Annotated in this window: 14 protein-coding genes and 1 tRNA gene; 5 read left to right on the top strand and 10 right to left on the bottom strand. The window is 30.3% G+C overall.

Annotated elements, in window-relative coordinates:
- Positions 1 to 94 precede the first annotated feature (94 nt).
- The 3 genes from ACGLWY_RS09470 to ACGLWY_RS09460 all read right to left on the bottom strand — a co-directional run bounded on the left by ACGLWY_RS09470 (position 95) and on the right by ACGLWY_RS09460 (position 3889).
- On the bottom strand, positions 95 to 1252 hold the full coding sequence (locus tag ACGLWY_RS09470; RefSeq protein WP_396619436.1) for a GNAT family N-acetyltransferase: 1158 nt from the start codon (positions 1250 to 1252) through the stop codon (positions 95 to 97).
- 67 nt (positions 1253 to 1319) lie between these two features.
- Complete coding sequence (locus tag ACGLWY_RS09465; protein ID WP_396619435.1) at positions 1320 to 1805, bottom strand: DUF1761 domain-containing protein; 486 nt, start codon at positions 1803 to 1805, stop codon at positions 1320 to 1322.
- A gap of 80 nt (positions 1806 to 1885) precedes the next feature.
- Complete coding sequence (locus ACGLWY_RS09460; protein WP_396619434.1) at positions 1886 to 3889, bottom strand: glutamine--tRNA ligase/YqeY domain fusion protein; 2004 nt, start codon at positions 3887 to 3889, stop codon at positions 1886 to 1888.
- Between the two features lie 78 nt (positions 3890 to 3967).
- On the opposite strand from ACGLWY_RS09460, the gene folB reads away from it, so the two are divergent.
- Positions 3968 to 4330 (top strand): dihydroneopterin aldolase, encoded by a 363-nt coding sequence (gene folB, locus ACGLWY_RS09455; protein WP_396619433.1) that lies wholly within the window; start codon positions 3968 to 3970, stop codon positions 4328 to 4330.
- A gap of 50 nt (positions 4331 to 4380) precedes the next feature.
- Positions 4381 to 4451: transfer RNA gene (locus ACGLWY_RS09450), tRNA-Cys, on the top strand.
- A gap of 32 nt (positions 4452 to 4483) precedes the next feature.
- On the opposite strand, the gene ACGLWY_RS09445 is transcribed toward ACGLWY_RS09450, so the two are convergent.
- From ACGLWY_RS09445 to ACGLWY_RS09435, 3 genes are all read right to left on the bottom strand, one after another.
- Positions 4484 to 5164: a LysE family translocator gene (locus tag ACGLWY_RS09445; protein WP_396619432.1), complete on the bottom strand. Its 681-nt coding sequence runs from the start codon at positions 5162 to 5164 to the stop codon at positions 4484 to 4486.
- 148 nt (positions 5165 to 5312) lie between these two features.
- The gene (locus tag ACGLWY_RS09440) at positions 5313 to 5987 is read right to left on the bottom strand and encodes a head GIN domain-containing protein (protein WP_396619431.1); all 675 of its coding nucleotides are present in this window, start codon (positions 5985 to 5987) and stop codon (positions 5313 to 5315) included.
- A gap of 55 nt (positions 5988 to 6042) precedes the next feature.
- Positions 6043 to 8271: a ribonuclease R family protein gene (locus ACGLWY_RS09435; RefSeq protein WP_396619430.1), complete on the bottom strand. Its 2229-nt coding sequence runs from the start codon at positions 8269 to 8271 to the stop codon at positions 6043 to 6045.
- A 624-nt stretch (positions 8272 to 8895) separates the two neighbouring features.
- Between ACGLWY_RS09435 and rpiB the strand changes: the two genes are divergently transcribed.
- From rpiB to ACGLWY_RS09420, 3 genes are all read left to right on the top strand, one after another.
- Complete coding sequence (gene rpiB, locus ACGLWY_RS09430) at positions 8896 to 9330, top strand: ribose 5-phosphate isomerase B (protein ID WP_396619429.1); 435 nt, start codon at positions 8896 to 8898, stop codon at positions 9328 to 9330.
- Positions 9331 to 10251, top strand: a complete 921-nt coding sequence (locus tag ACGLWY_RS09425) for a cation diffusion facilitator family transporter (protein WP_396619428.1) — start codon at positions 9331 to 9333, stop codon at positions 10249 to 10251.
- Between the two features lie 120 nt (positions 10252 to 10371).
- On the top strand, positions 10372 to 10815 hold the full coding sequence (locus ACGLWY_RS09420; protein ID WP_396619427.1) for a GNAT family N-acetyltransferase: 444 nt from the start codon (positions 10372 to 10374) through the stop codon (positions 10813 to 10815).
- A gap of 19 nt (positions 10816 to 10834) precedes the next feature.
- Here the strand turns inward: ACGLWY_RS09420 and ACGLWY_RS09415 are convergent, their stop codons facing one another.
- The 4 genes from ACGLWY_RS09415 to rnpA form a co-directional block, all read right to left on the bottom strand.
- Positions 10835 to 12241, bottom strand: a complete 1407-nt coding sequence (locus ACGLWY_RS09415; RefSeq protein WP_396619426.1) for a T9SS type B sorting domain-containing protein — start codon at positions 12239 to 12241, stop codon at positions 10835 to 10837.
- Positions 12228 to 13079 (bottom strand): OmpA family protein, encoded by an 852-nt coding sequence (locus ACGLWY_RS09410; RefSeq protein WP_396619425.1) that lies wholly within the window; start codon positions 13077 to 13079, stop codon positions 12228 to 12230. The genes ACGLWY_RS09415 and ACGLWY_RS09410 overlap by 14 nt, the downstream gene beginning before the upstream one ends.
- Positions 13080 to 13187: 108 nt before the next feature.
- Positions 13188 to 14822: a S41 family peptidase gene (locus ACGLWY_RS09405; RefSeq protein WP_396619424.1), complete on the bottom strand. Its 1635-nt coding sequence runs from the start codon at positions 14820 to 14822 to the stop codon at positions 13188 to 13190.
- A complete protein-coding gene (rnpA, locus tag ACGLWY_RS09400; protein ID WP_396619423.1) occupies positions 14806 to 15213 on the bottom strand; it encodes a ribonuclease P protein component in 408 nt (135 codons plus the stop codon). The genes ACGLWY_RS09405 and rnpA overlap by 17 nt, the downstream gene beginning before the upstream one ends.
- Between the last annotated feature and the right edge of the window lie 208 nt (positions 15214 to 15421).

Genomic DNA, 15421 nt, shown 5'->3' with positions numbered 1-15421 from the left:
GTTCCTGATAATTCATTTTTAATAAAACAAAAACTTGAATTACTAAAATAAAATGAGCTATAAAAAATTATTTATGTCTTATATCATCTTAGCTTTAATTTATAAACGGATGGCGTTCTTGCCAATTTTGTTTTGGGTTCATTAACTTAAATACCTGCTTTAATACCGCATTTATTAAACTATTGGTGTGTTTTATATAAACCTCCATAGGTTCTGGTTTAGCACCAACCGAACTTTTAATTTCCATAGCGGTTCTAGCATAAACCACTGTTTTGAAATTAGTGTCAATTCCAAATTCCAACATACTATAAAGCATATTTAAGTATAACTGATTTTTATATTGATGTGCTTCATCATACCCCAAAAAATAAGTTTCAAGGTGTTTTTCATTCGCTATTAAAGTAAAAAAACCAATGAGTTCGTCATTCAAATAATATCCAAAAACCTTAAAATTATCTTGCAGCTCAAGTTTTAAATTATAAAAATGATTTTTTGGTAGTATAAACGTATTAAACTTAGCATTGTTAGAAACATTTAAATAAAGCGCGTGTAAGCTATTAGAATGAGCTTTAACGGCTTCTAAACTTAATTCTGAACATTCTATACCATTCAACTTCGTTCTGGCCGTTTTATAACGTCTTTTGTACTTTTTGTTTAATGAAGCTACGTAATCGTTAAAGTTTAACCAATTTGGTTGAAGCTTCAAAATCATATTAGGTTGTACTTTAACTTTATGTAGTTTATGATTGTTGAAAAAATCGGTTTCTAAATGAATTGTGTCATCTAGAAAATAATCTTTAAACATGACAGCACGTATGGTTTTATTTTGGTTGGCTTTAATTTTATTTTTAATCACTTCTAAAGCTTCATAAACCAAATTCAAATAAACAGTATGTGATATGTTTTTCTTTTGAAAAAACACCCCATGTTGACCTGTATGCGTTAAGTTACCGACTACTAGAATATTTCCTTTTAATATTTTTGAAACAACATCACGAAAAAATCCTTTTAAACAAGAAACATTGATGGTTCTAAACATATCTTTTAGATACAACTGCACCCGTTGTATGATGGCTACTCCTACTAATTTATTTTCATCAAAAATTCCAACATAAAAAAATTGAATGTTATTGGGCGATGCATCTTCAAGTGCTTTTAGATAAGAAGATTGTAAAAAAATATCGTGCATAACAATGCTGTCCCACGAATTGGGAAGGTTTGCAACAGAATGATAAACTTGAAATGATTTCAAAAGTTAGAATAAAAAAGACCGAAGTTAAAACACTTCAGTCTTTATTTTATTTAAAAATTTACAAAATTTATTTCCAAGCACAGATAATGCCTCCCATGATACCAAGTGTTACTATCCAATAACCTGCATTTATAAGAATATACTTCGCACTTTTACGTTCAAATAAAGCATTAGTACCCAAAATAGGTAAAGCAATAAAAACACCTACGATAACACCATGTAAAACACCATGTTTAAAGGTTCTAAAAGCTTCGGAATAATCTAACATAAAAGCTTCATAAGAAGGTAAGGCATTGACAGAATCTCCACCTACTAAACTTAATGCCCCCATTTGATGAATAACAATTCCTGGTAGTGCTGTAGCTAATAAAAAGGCAAAAAGCAATGCTAAGCCAAAAATTTTAACCATGTTAGCACCTTTCATTTTTTCTTCAGTCATGTCGGCCGCTTGCATCCAAGCCGTACCAAATACTTTAGGGTTGTACCAAATAAATCCAATAACCAATGCAGAAATTGCTGCAACTAGAATTGCGAAAATGTTAAAAAAATCCATAATTATTTTAGTTAAAGTTAGGCTATAAATATAATTAAAATAACAATAAATAATTCATTTTAAATGATTTGAAAAAATAACTAAACTGCTTTAGCTTCTTCAACCAAAAGAGTGTTGGAGTCTTCCAGAGCTTTACTAATAAAATCATTCACCTCTGCATTTTTTTCTAATCCGTTTTTAACTAAAACACCTAAAACAATCATAGTAGCAATACGAGTCCCCACTTTTTTTGCTGCGGTGTTAAAAAGTGGCTGTAACTCATCGTAACTTATATTTTTAGCTAATTCTTGGATTTCTGCCTTTGCTTTAAGTTGTTTTGCTTCTGGTAAATTGGTGTATTTCTTTCCTAATTGCTGAACAACGTCAATGGCTTTGCGTTGTGGCTGTGCATTGGAACTATTCTGTTGAACAGGTTTATTTTCAGCTTTATGAGCCGTTTCTTGTTTTGCCCAAGTATCTCGCAATCCAACAGTTTTGTTGAATATGAGTTTATTAGAAGATGAATCGAGATCCACATTAAAATAACCTAATCGTTGAAACTGAAACCGCTCGCCTACTTTGGCATTTAATAAACTGGGTTCAACAAAAGCATCGATTGTTTTTAGGGAATTTGGATTTAAAAATTCCATAAAATCTTTATCTTCATGACTGTCTGGAGCTTCGTCCATAAATAACCGGTCGTATTCTCTAACTTCAGCTTTTATAGCATGTTTAATAGATACCCAATGCAATGTTCCTTTTACTTTTTTGGATGTATCTTCAGAATAGGTACCATGTATTTCCGTAATGTTTCCTTTTACGTCTTTTACAACAGACTCTGCTTTTATTATGTAGGCATTTTTAAGACGCACTTCACCACCTAACTTTAATCTAAAAAACTTACTGCCAGCTTCTTCTTTAAAGTCTTCTTTTTCAATATACAACTCACGTGAAAAAGGTACTTTTCTATATCCTGCACTCTCATCTTCTTGATTGTTTTCTGCTTCTAGCCACTCCTCTTTTTCTTCTGAATAATTTGTAATAACCAGTTTTATAGGATCTAAAACAGCCATAACCCGCGGTGCTGTTTTGTTTAAGTCTTCACGAATACAAAATTCCAAAAGTGATACATCAATAACGTTATCACGTTTAGCTACCCCAACAGTTTCAACAAACTTTCTTAAAGCATTTGGTGTATAACCTCTACGACGTAATCCCGAAATGGTTGGCATACGTGGGTCATCCCATCCTTTTACAATACCATCTTCAACCAATTTAAGTAGCTTACGCTTACTCATAATGGTGTAACTTAAATTTAAACGTGCAAACTCACGTTGTTTTGGTCTCACTAAATTAGGATCTATTACTTGGTCTAAAAACCAATCGTAAAGTTCTCTATGAGGTTTAAATTCTAATGAACATAACGAATGTGAAATTTGTTCAATATAATCGCTTTCACCATGTGTCCAATCGTACATAGGGTAAATACACCAATCGTTACCCGTTCTATGATGATGCTTCTTTAAAATACGATACATAATAGGGTCACGCATAAGCATGTTAGGGTGTTGCATATCTATTTTGGCGCGCAAAATATGTTCACCTTCTTCAAATTCACCCGCTTTCATGCGTTCAAATAAATCTAAATTTTCTGCAACACTTCTATTTCTGTAAGGACCATCAACTCCAGGTTGCGTTGGAGTTCCTTTTTGTTCTGCCATAGCTTCGCTAGATTGCGAATCTACATAAGCTTTCCCTTCTTTTATAAATAAAACAGCCCAATCATATAGTTGTTGAAAATAATCAGAAGAAAACAATTCTTTATCCCACTTATACCCTAACCAAGATACATCTTCTTTAATAGCATCTACATATTCCTGTTCTTCCTTTGCAGGATTGGTATCATCAAAACGAAGATTTACCGGTGCGTTGTATTTTTCACCTAAACCAAAACTAATACCAATAGCTTTTGTATGTCCAATGTGCAAATACCCATTTGGTTCTGGTGGAAAACGAAAACGTAATTTGTTTTTTGGCATGCCATTAGCCAGATCTTCTTCTATAATTTGCTCTAAAAAGTTAAGTGGTTTTCTTTCTTCAGACATAAAAATGTATCGCAATAGATAATTAAACAAAAATATTGTGCAAAATTAGGTAATTTTACCGACTTAAAACTGCTTAACATGGGAATTATAAAAGTTGAAAATATACGTGTATTTGCTTATCACGGTTGCTTAAAAGAAGAAACAAAAATTGGTAGTGATTACCGTGTAGATTTACAAGTTGAAGCTAATTTACAAACTTCTGCAAAAACAGATAAACTTGCTGATACTGTTGATTATGTGTTTCTAAATCGAATTATAAAACAAGAAATGCTTATTGCTTCCCATCTACTTGAAACCGTTGCAAAACGTATTTTAGATAGAATTTTCAATGAAGATAAATTAGTAAAAAAAGCAACCGTTTGGATTAGTAAATTAAATCCCCCAATTGGAGGCGATGTTGAAAAAGTAACTATAAAAATGACCGATAAGCGTAAAAGTTAATTTTAACTATTAAAAAGTGTTATTTTTTTTTACATTTGCAACACCATTAAGGTGTCGTGGCCGAGTGGCTAGGCTCAGCTCTGCAAAAGCTGCTACAGCGGTTCGAATCCGCTCGACACCTCAAAAAGCTTCTGGATAACTCTAGAAGCTTTTTTATTTTAAAGGACTTATCTTTTCTAATTTTTCTTTTAGAAGTTCCTTTTCTTTTGGAAAAAATCCTTGAACTAAAAGTATAAAGCCAAAGCCTAATATTACCAAAGCAATTATTTTTTTTGTTTTAAATATGATACGAGGTGTTAGTCTGCTCTTTAGTTTTTTTGCTATAACTATTTTAATTAAATCAATTAAAAAGTAAACTATTAAAATAGTGCTTAAAAATACCAAAACACCATCTTTTGAGCTTGTAATGGAATTAGCTATCACAATAAACGCCACCCATCCTAATAAAACACCGATGTTAATAAAATTGAGTAAAAATCCTTTTAAAAATAATTTTCCATAGCCCTTTTTTATTTCAATTTTATGATATTCTTTAACAATATCCCGAAACGATTTTGATGTTTTTATGAATGAAATAAAGCCATAGGTAACTAATAAAACACCTCCAAATATTAAAAAACTAGGATCGTCTTTAATTTTTTCAAGTAGTTTGCTGGTACTAAAAAATGCTACTAAAATGAATATTATATCTGCTAACATAACACCACAATCAAAGATTAAAGCGCTTCTAAATCCTTTGGTAGCACTAGTTTCAAGAAGTACAAAGAATACGGGTCCTATTGTAAAAGCCAAAATAATTCCAAAAGGAATTGCCGCTAAAATGTCATCAAACATAATATTTGTGAAGGTTTAAGACAAAGTAAAGAAATATTTTAAAACTTTATGGCTTCTTTTATACCATTTAATCATTTAAAATGACCGTAATAAAAAACAAAAACCCATTGCAAGCAATGGGTTTTCTATTAATTTTAATTTTTTTAAACTATTCCATTCGTTTTATACGTCCACCTAAAACTTTGCTTTCATTAACAGTTTCTGGGTTTCCATAAATAAAAACATCACCTCCTGCTCTTATTTTAACATCCACTAATTTTGATACTTTTACATATGATTCACCAGCTGCATTTATAGATACTTCGGTTGTGTCTGTATTAAGATTTTCCCCTCTATAAATCCCTCCTGTAAGTAATGACACTTTTTGTGATTTAGAAATACCTGTTGCTTTAATACTTCCTCCTGTCACAGCTTTTATATTAGCATATTTAACCTCTAATGGCACTTCAATACTACCACCTTCTTGGGCTCTTAAATCTATTTCAAACTGTTTGATTGTATCTTTTCCATATACTTTTGAACCTTCATTCACATCTATTATGTCTAAAGATTTGTAATGCAACATAACTTTTGTGTTATTGCCATCAAAAATTTCTTCAAATTTCATCTTAATCTTTAAAGTGCCATTTTTGTTATTTATTACAACATTTTGATTGTTTTGACCTGTAATAATAACCTTGTTTTCATTGGATTTTACCAATTCAACTTCTATTAAATCATAAACCTTAAGTTCATTGAATTCTCCTATGGTTTTTTCAATTTGCTTTTGAGCTAAAGTTGTTGCTGATACTAAGATAATCGCTAATAAGATAATACGTTTCATTTTTATTATTTTTAGTTAGAACGTTTTTTATCAATAATTATTCCCTTTTTAAAAACTATTCATTTTTTCCTATTAAATTAAAATCAAGGTGCTTTTTAACTAAATCGGTATTTTTAACTTTTACAATAACTTCATCGCCTAATTGGTACATCATTTTTGAATTTCTTCCAACCATAGCATATTGTTCTTGGTCAAACGCATAATGGTCATCTTTCATATCACGAATACTTACCATACCTTCACATTTGTTCACTATAATTTCTACATAAATACCCCAATCAGTTACACCTGAAATAACACCTACAAAATTTTCATCTTTATGATCTTGCATAAATTTAATTTGCATGTATTTTATAGAATCACGTTCTGCTTTTGTTGCCAAATTTTCCATATTACTGGAATGATTGCACTTTTCTTCGTAAACAGCTTCGTTAACCGATTTTCCTCCATCTAAATAATATTGCAACAATCTATGTGCCATCACATCAGGATAACGACGAATAGGCGATGTAAAATGACTATAATAATCGAATGCTAACCCATAATGCCCAATATTTTGAGTAGAATATTCAGCTTTACTCATACTTCTTATTGTTAAAGTATCTACTAAATTTTGTTCTTTTTTACCACTCACTTCTTTTAGTAAATAATTAAGTGACGCTGATGTTGTTTTACGGTCTTTAAAATTTAATTTATAACCAAATTTAGATACAATCCCTTGTAAATTAGCTAATTTACTATCATCTGGTTCGTCATGAATACGATATACAAAAGTTTTTTTAGGGTCTTTTTTTCCTATAAACTCCGATACTTTTCGATTTGCTAATAGCATAAATTCTTCAATTAATTTATTAGCTTCTTTACTGGTTTTAAAAAATACACCAACAGGATTTGCATTTTCATCTAAATTAAACTTTACTTCTACTTTATCAAATGAAATAGCACCAGCACTCATACGTTTAGCACGCATTTTTTTAGCTAATTCGTCCATTTTTAATATAGCTTGTGCTATTTCTGGTGAGGTATTGTAAGCTTCTCCAGTAAGAGAAACTTCTTTAGGAATGCTTGTATTGATTGATGAGATTCCTGCCTTCGCAGGAATGATGACATTATTTTCTATAATAGCTTGTGCTTCTTCATAAGAAAAACGGGCATCACTATAGGTTACCGTTCTACCAAACCATTCATTTTTTATCTCACATTTTTCATTCATTTGAAACACTGCAGAAAAAGTTAATTTTTCTTCAAGAGGTCTTAATGAACATGCATTATTTGATAATACTTCAGGAAGCATAGGTACGACACGATCTACTAAATAAATAGAAGTAGCACGCTCGTAAGCCTCATCATCTAAAACCGTTCCTTCTTGGACGTAATGTGATACATCAGCAATATGAATGCCTATTTCATATAAACCATTTTTTAAAATCTTAAAAGATAAAGCATCATCAAAATCTTTAGCATCTTTTGGATCGATAGTAAAGGTTAAATATTGACGCATATCACGACGTTTTGAAATTTCTTCAGTAGTAATAGAAGTATTTAATTTATTAGCAAAGTCTTCAACTTCATAAGGAAATTCATAAGGCAAGCCATATTCAGCTAAAATAGAATGTATTTCAGTGTTATGATCTCCTGGTTTTCCTAAAACCTGAATAACTTTACCATAAGGCGAATCGGCATTCTCTGGCCAATCTTCAATTTTTACTAAAACTTTATCACCATCTTCAGCTTTTAAAGTTTTATTTATTGGTACAAAAATATCTTTGTACATTTTATTGCTATCAGCTATAACAAAAGCAAAATTCTTCTTTTCTTGAATTTGAATAACCCCAATATATTCAGTTTTTTCACGTTTTAAAACTTGGGTAATTTCTCCTTCTAATTTTCCTCGGTGACGTCGTTTATAAACATAAAATTCTACTTCATCTCCATTTAAGGCTTTGTTAATATTGTTTGAAGCTATAAATACATCATCATCAAAATCTTCACAAATAACATACCCCATACCTTTTCCATATAAATCTAAAATTCCTGTATGGTATTCAGTATTCATTACAGCTTTGAATTTGCCACGTTCTACTTCTTCAATTTCTTTTTTTACTGCAAGCTCAGCTAACTTTTTTATAATTTGATTTCTACTACTAGCATCGGTTACACCTAATTTAGCAGCAATTTGTTTATAGTTAAAACTTTGATTTCTATCTTTTTTAATAATACTTAAAATAGTATTTGTAAGGTTGGAAATGCCTTTTTTGGATTTCCTTTTTTTCTTTCTTGTCATTTAATTCTTTGTAATCATATTTATTTCCTAAGATACTGGAAATTCTGTTATTAAATAGCGTTGTTTTAGGAGAAGATTTGCTATTTATTTTTTACAAAGCTACAATTTAAATATTAAATGACATTTTTTTATGTTAAGCTAAGTTAAAGTGTACTTATCCACATTATATATAATATCAATATTTTCTTTTTGAAATTTAAAAAAATTAATGATGATTATGATTGGTTGTTAATAGCGGTATAACTTTTTCAACTTTTATTTTGATTACAATTTATTTACTTTTTATTAATAGTTAATTAACATGTTATATGAATTTAAAAGGTTCATTTTTAAGTGATTTAAATTTTATATAAACAGTTGTTAACAACTTAAAATAGTTGTTAATTATTAATAATATTTTAAAAATAGCTGTTTATATATATGCTTTTATAAGCTTATAACATTGCTAAAAAAAGTGAGTTAAATTTTTGGTTATGTTCTTCTTGTTTTTGATTGGAAAAAAAATTGAATTATCAATATTTTTCTTTTAAAAAACTATCAACACTTATTAACAAGTAATGAATATACTAATCCACATTGTTTATAATTATTACCTTTGTATAAAGATACTTTAATATATATAAAATGAAAATTTCTATAGGAAACGATCACGCAGGAACTGATTATAAATTTGCTATCGTAAAACATTTAGAATCAAATGGATATACGGTTACTAACTATGGTACTGATGGTATTGATAGTGTAGATTATGCTGATTTTGGACATCCTGTAGCTACTGATGTTGAAACTAACAAATCTGATTTTGGTATTTTAATTTGTGGTAGTGCTAATGGTGTTGCAATGGCTGCTAATAAACATCAAAAAATACGTGCTGGTTTATGTTGGAACAAAGAAATTGTACATCTTGTTCGTAGTCATAATAATGCTAATATATTATGTATTCCAGCAAGGTTTACAGCTATACAGCAGGCTATTGAAATGGTCGATGTTTTTTTAAATACAGAATTTGAAGGTGGTCGTCACCAAACACGTATCGATAAAATACCTGTGTCTTGTTAAATGACACATAAACATTCCCATAATCATATACATATTTATGATATTCATAAGAAGGATAAAAATCTTATGGTTTCTATTCTTTTAAATACCTTTATAACTGTAGCTCAAGTAGTAGGTGGTTTAATTTCTGGTAGTTTATCATTATTAAGTGATGCATTACATAACTTTAGTGATGTCCTTTCCTTAATAGTAAGTTATGCAGCGTCTAAATTATCAAAAAAACAAGCTTCAGAAAATAGAACTTTTGGTTACAAACGAGCTGAAATTTTAGCTGCTTTTGTTAATGCGTCAACGTTAATAATTGTAGCTATTATTTTAATAAAGGAAGCCATTGAACGTTTTAAATATCCGCAAGTCATAGAATCTAATTTAGTTATCTGGTTAGCTTTATTAGCTATTATATTTAATGGTTTAAGTGTGTTGTTATTAAAAAAAGATTCTGTGCATAATATTAATGTAAAATCCGCCTATGTCCATTTATTAACAGATATGTTAGCAAGTGTTGCGGTGCTTATTGGTGGCTTATTAATGAAATATTTTCAACTGTTTTGGGTTGATAGCGTACTTACTTTTTTAATAGCACTTTATTTAATTTGGATGGGTTACGATTTATTAAAAACATCAACTAAAATGCTTATGTTATTTACGCCAGAACACATAAACATACAAGCTTTAGTTGAAAACATTGATGCTCTGCCTAAAGTTAAAAAGTTGCATCATGTACATATATGGAATTTAAGTGATTATGAATTACATCTAGAAGCTCATTTAGATTTATATGAAGATGTAACTATTTCAGAATTTGATAGTATATTACGTAACATAGAAACTGTTTTGAAAGAGCAATATCATATTAATCATGTAACTATTCAGCCAGAATATAATAAAAATGATCCTAAAGAAATTATTGTGCAAGATTAATTAAGTTTTTGAGAGCAGGATATTGTTGTTAATACATTTATTTAATCATTTATATTATAAAAACAAAAACATCCGTGTATTTACGGTAAAAAAGATAAGTATTTATTCATTTAAATTAGAATGATAGAAATCCAAATAAAAACTTTTTCAGAATTAACTACTGAAGAATTATACAGAATATTACAGCTTCGTAGTGAGGTTTTTGTTGTAGAACAAGATTGTATATATCAAGACATTGATGGGAAAGACGACAAAGCGCTGCATGTTTTAGGAATTAAAAACCAGCAAATAATAGCTTATGCCCGACTTTTTAAATCAGGTGATTATTTTGAATGTGCCAGTATTGGTCGTGTTGTTGTTGCAAAAAATCAACGGTCTTTTAAATACGGTTATGATATTATGAAGGTTTCAATTGAAGCTATTGAAACTTATTTTAATGAAACTACTATAAAAATTTCAGCACAAGCGTATTTAAAAGCGTTTTATAAGAATTGTGGTTTTGTTGAATTTAGCGGCATATATTTAGAAGATAATATACCACATATTATGATGATAAAGGAATAGGTTCTATTATCCTTATAAATTATCTTTTCAAAGTAAAATGTCCTTTAATAGTTTTGCCTGTATTTAAGGTAATTATGTACCAATAGTCGCTTGAAGCTAATAGTTGACCATTAAAATTTCCGTTCCACTCCATATTCGTAGGTAAATATTTTAAAAGTTTTCCGTAACGGTCAAAAATAGCAATGGTTTTAATAGTGTTATTAAAATCTTGAACTTTCCAAACATCGTGTACGCCATCGTTATTTGGGGTAAAATATTTTGGTATATAATAATCTTCAGTAGTAATTAAAACACTAAAAGTACTTTCATTAGTGGCACAAACCGATTCATTATAAATATAAATGGTTTGCGAAGTTGTAATAATATTACCTGCAAATAAAGGGGTGCCATTGCCACCAGATTGTGTAAAATAGTTTCCATAAGTTAATGTTGGCAAAGAGTAAGAAGTATTAGTAGCGACACTATTTAAAGTATCTACATTTACAAAATTATTACATTGGTCTTGTTTAGATACGTAATTTGAAAAACCGTCAGGGAGCCAGTTAGTATGTGTACTTGATGGGTTATCAACTACCACACAATTTAAGTTTAAATTACCGCTAAAATTTACGGAGCCATTACTGTTATTGCCATTTTTTACATTCAATCGACATAATTGGTTATTGCTACAATTTAAAGTTGTTAGGTTAGAATTTTTGGAAAAATCAAGTTCAGATAAATTATTAAAACTACAGTTTAAAGTTCCTAAAGCAGTATTGGTTTTTGTATCTAAAGTTGTGAGCTGATTTTGTTCACACGACAAAAAACCAATATTAATATTTTGAGATACATTTAAATTTGAAAGTAAATTATTTCCACATTGAAACTTGTTTAATTTGGTGTTTTTAGTAATATCTATGGTTGTTAATTGATTATTTTCACAAACAAAAACATTCAAATTTATATTTTTTGAAACGTCTAAATTTGTTAATTGATTGCTATTACAAACCAAAGAAATTAACAGGGTATTTTGACTAACATTTAAATTATTTAACCCATTGTTGTCGCACCAAAGAATATTCAATTTAGTTAAATTGGTAACATTTAAATTGGTTAATTGGTTATCATAACAAAAAAGTTGGGTTAAGTTGGTATTTTGAGACACATTTAAGTTAGTAAGTAGGTTGTTGGAACAATCTAAAAATGTTAATGAGACAAAAGCTTCAATACCCGTTAAATCTGAAATATTTTTTACTGAAATATCTAAATAGGTTATGCCACTAATATTGGTAGTTGATACAAAACCGTTTATGGGTGCAGAATCGTATCCTAAATTAATTAAAGCTTGCTCAAAATTTGGGTCGGGAATGGCTGTATTTTGTGAGAAACCAATAAAGCTAAATAGTACTAAAAACCCCCGATATATGTATATTTTAGTTACCCACATAGGTAATGACTATTTCTACACGTCGGTCAAATTTTGGGTCACCACCAAGTGGAAATTTACGACGCAGACCAATATGGCGCATGCGTTTTTTATCGACGCCTTTTTTTATAAAATAGTTATAAATATATTCGGCACGGGCTTCGGAAAGGTTGCGAAGTTTGGTTTTTCTATCAACAGCATCCCTTGAGTTTTGGGTACAGCATACATGTCCTTGAATGGTAAAGTAAACATTTTTTCGTTCCACTAAAGCTTTGGCGATAGATTCCAATGTTTTTTTGGATTCTGGAATAATTTGGCTATATCCTGTTTTAAATAGAATATTTTCAAACACTATTTTATCGCCAACTTTAAGATCGCCTTTTAACAGTTCGTGTGCGTCTTTCTTTTTTACTTCTTCTTCTTTTTCCTTTTTAGTATCTACTATTTTAGGAGGTTTTGGTTTTACTATTATTTCTACTTTTCGGTTTAAACCTCTAATTTTTATAACATTTTTTTCTTCAACTATTTTTAATAAAATTTTACCTTTACCATCAACATTGCTTATTAAGTCTTCACTAATTTCGTTATTAGAAAATACGGTTTTAATAGCGTTGGCGCGTTGTTGCGATAGTTTTAAGTTATAGGAATCGGCACCAATATCATCACAAAAACCAAAAATAGAAATAGATTCAATATCAATATCCGATAAGTTTGAAATAAAGAGAAGTAAACGACTTTCTTCGGTTGGAAGAATAGCGTATTTGTCGGTATCAAAATAGACCTCGTGCGTTAATTCATTTTGGGAAAAAACAAATACACATTGAAGCATTAACAAGAATAAAACCAGTTGTTTGTTCATAGTAGGATTATAGAACTGGATATAAATATACTATTTTTAATGAATTTTAATTAATACCGTTGATTTTTTGGGTTTAACAGCTATTACAACAGGTTGAAAAACAAACTTTTATTTTAAATAGTTTAGATAGGAAGTTTGATTTCCAAGTATCTCAGTTGCTTTTTTTATTTCGTTATCGTGTATTTTATAATAGTCATATAAACCTTCTCTGTAAACGTAACGTTTTACAATATCTTCGGTTAATAACTCTAATAAATAGGTTTTATTTTCGTCTATAACACCGCTTTTAGACTTGTTTAAATTTGAAACCAGGGTACTAAAGTCGGTTTCAATATTATCATCCAAATCATCATTTTTTGCTGCTTCAAACGCTTTATTTAGTGCTTTTTCGGTGTCAGTTTCAAATGAAAAATTATTGGCTTTTAAAAAGCTTTTAAAGTTTAAAAAATCGGTATCGTTAAGTTTTAGGCTATTAATATCTTTTACATCATGATTGTAGTAGTAATTGGTAGCATAATTAAAAATTAAATCGTTGTTAACAATGGCATTTATTATAGACGAATTTTTTGAAGCATTAAAGCTTACATCTGGAAATACACCACCACCATCAAACACTTTTCTACCGTTTTTGGTTTTAAACTCGTTGTAGTTTTCTTGTTTTACTCTAACAGCTTCCCCTTTTTCGTTTCTATGCCAATAATCTAATGCCTGTATGCATCTGCCAGAAGGTGTGTAGTAGCGTGAAATGGTAATTTTTACCTGTGTCCCGTAAACCAGTTCTTTAGGGCGTTGTACCAAGCCTTTACCAAAACTTCTGGAACCTACAATAACGGCACGGTCTAAATCTTGTAATGAGCCCGAAACAATTTCGCTTGCCGAGGCACTACCCTCATCAATTAAAATAACCAATGGAATTTCGGTATCTATCGGGTCGTTTTGGGTGTAATAGGTCTTGTTATATTTTTTCACCTTTGATTTTGTAGTAACTACCAACTGACCCTTTGGTATAAACAGGTTTACAATATTTATAGCTTCGTTAAGTAAACCGCCAGGGTTACCACGTAAATCTAAAATAATACGCTGCGCGCCTTGGGCTTTTAAATCGCGTAGGGCATAGTTGGTTTCGGTAGTCGCTTTATTGTTAAAACGGCTTAAAACAATATAGCCTGTTTTGCTGTTTACCATCGAGAAATGTGGCACGGCTTTTATTTCTACTTCGGCGCGTTTTATGGTGGTAGTTTGTGTTTTTCCTTGGCGTTTGTAGGTTACCTCTACCGAGGTATCGGTAGCACCTTTAAGGAGTTCGCCAGCATCTTCTTTGTAAGTTTCAACAAGCGTGTTCCCTACTTTAATAATTTCATCGCCTGCTTTTAAACCAGCTTTATCGGCGGGATAATTTTTGTAGGGTTCAACAATAACCAATTTATCTTTTAAGGTTTTTACTTTAGCGCCAATACCCGTATAGTCGCCTGTATTGTTAATTCTAGCAGCCTCTACATCCTGTTCGTTCATAAAATTGGTGTAAGGGTCTAAATTTTCTAACATGCTTTTTATGGCGATATCCATTAAATCGCCGGGGTTGGTATCGTCCACATAATTCATGTTAAGTTCTTTAAAAAGCGTTGTAAATATTTCTATTTGCTTCGCAATTTCAAAAAAATCGTTTTTAAAAGCAGTGGTTGTTACAAACAACACACTGGCTATTACAGGAATTATAAATCGTTTTTTAAGTAATTTTCTCATCACTATTTAATTTTTCAGTTTCTGAAACCTTTTTTAAAAACTTCTCAAAAAGGTGGTTCATATGGGTTTCAATTTGGGCTAACGTAGGTTTGTCTTTGCCAATGTACAAAATCATAAACGCATATGGCGTTGAAATGTTGTTAAAATAGTTGGCTTTATTAAGTCGGTAAACCTCTCGCATCAAACGTTTTATACGATTTCTGTCTACAGCCGTTTTAAATTGGCGTTTACTAACGGAAACACCTGCTTTTGCCATAACACCATCATTAAAAGTAGTTGGCATAAAAACCAAACGCAACGGAAATGCCGAAACTGCTTGTCCATTAGCAAACAACTGTTCGATAAGCTTTTTGCTTTTGAGTTTTTCTTTTTTATTGAATGAAAATTTCAAGTTTGAAGGTTTAAAAGCCAAAGGTAGTGAAATTAAAAAATGATAGTGTTTTTAAGATGTCAATTTAGTGTTTGGGGGTTATTTAAAGGTTAGGTTATGCGTAATGTGGGATTGAAAAGCGAAAGTTTTCATTTAGTGCGGCCAGTAGCCAAAGCTATAACTTTGTTTTTAATTTTTTATATAAAATGTCAAAACGGAGCTTTGGCGG

Source organism: Mariniflexile sp. HMF6888 (assembly GCF_044335535.1).
GTDB lineage: Bacteria > Bacteroidota > Bacteroidia > Flavobacteriales > Flavobacteriaceae > Mariniflexile.
Note: the sequence above shows the minus strand (reverse complement) of the source record. Positions and strands in the feature narration are given on the sequence as shown.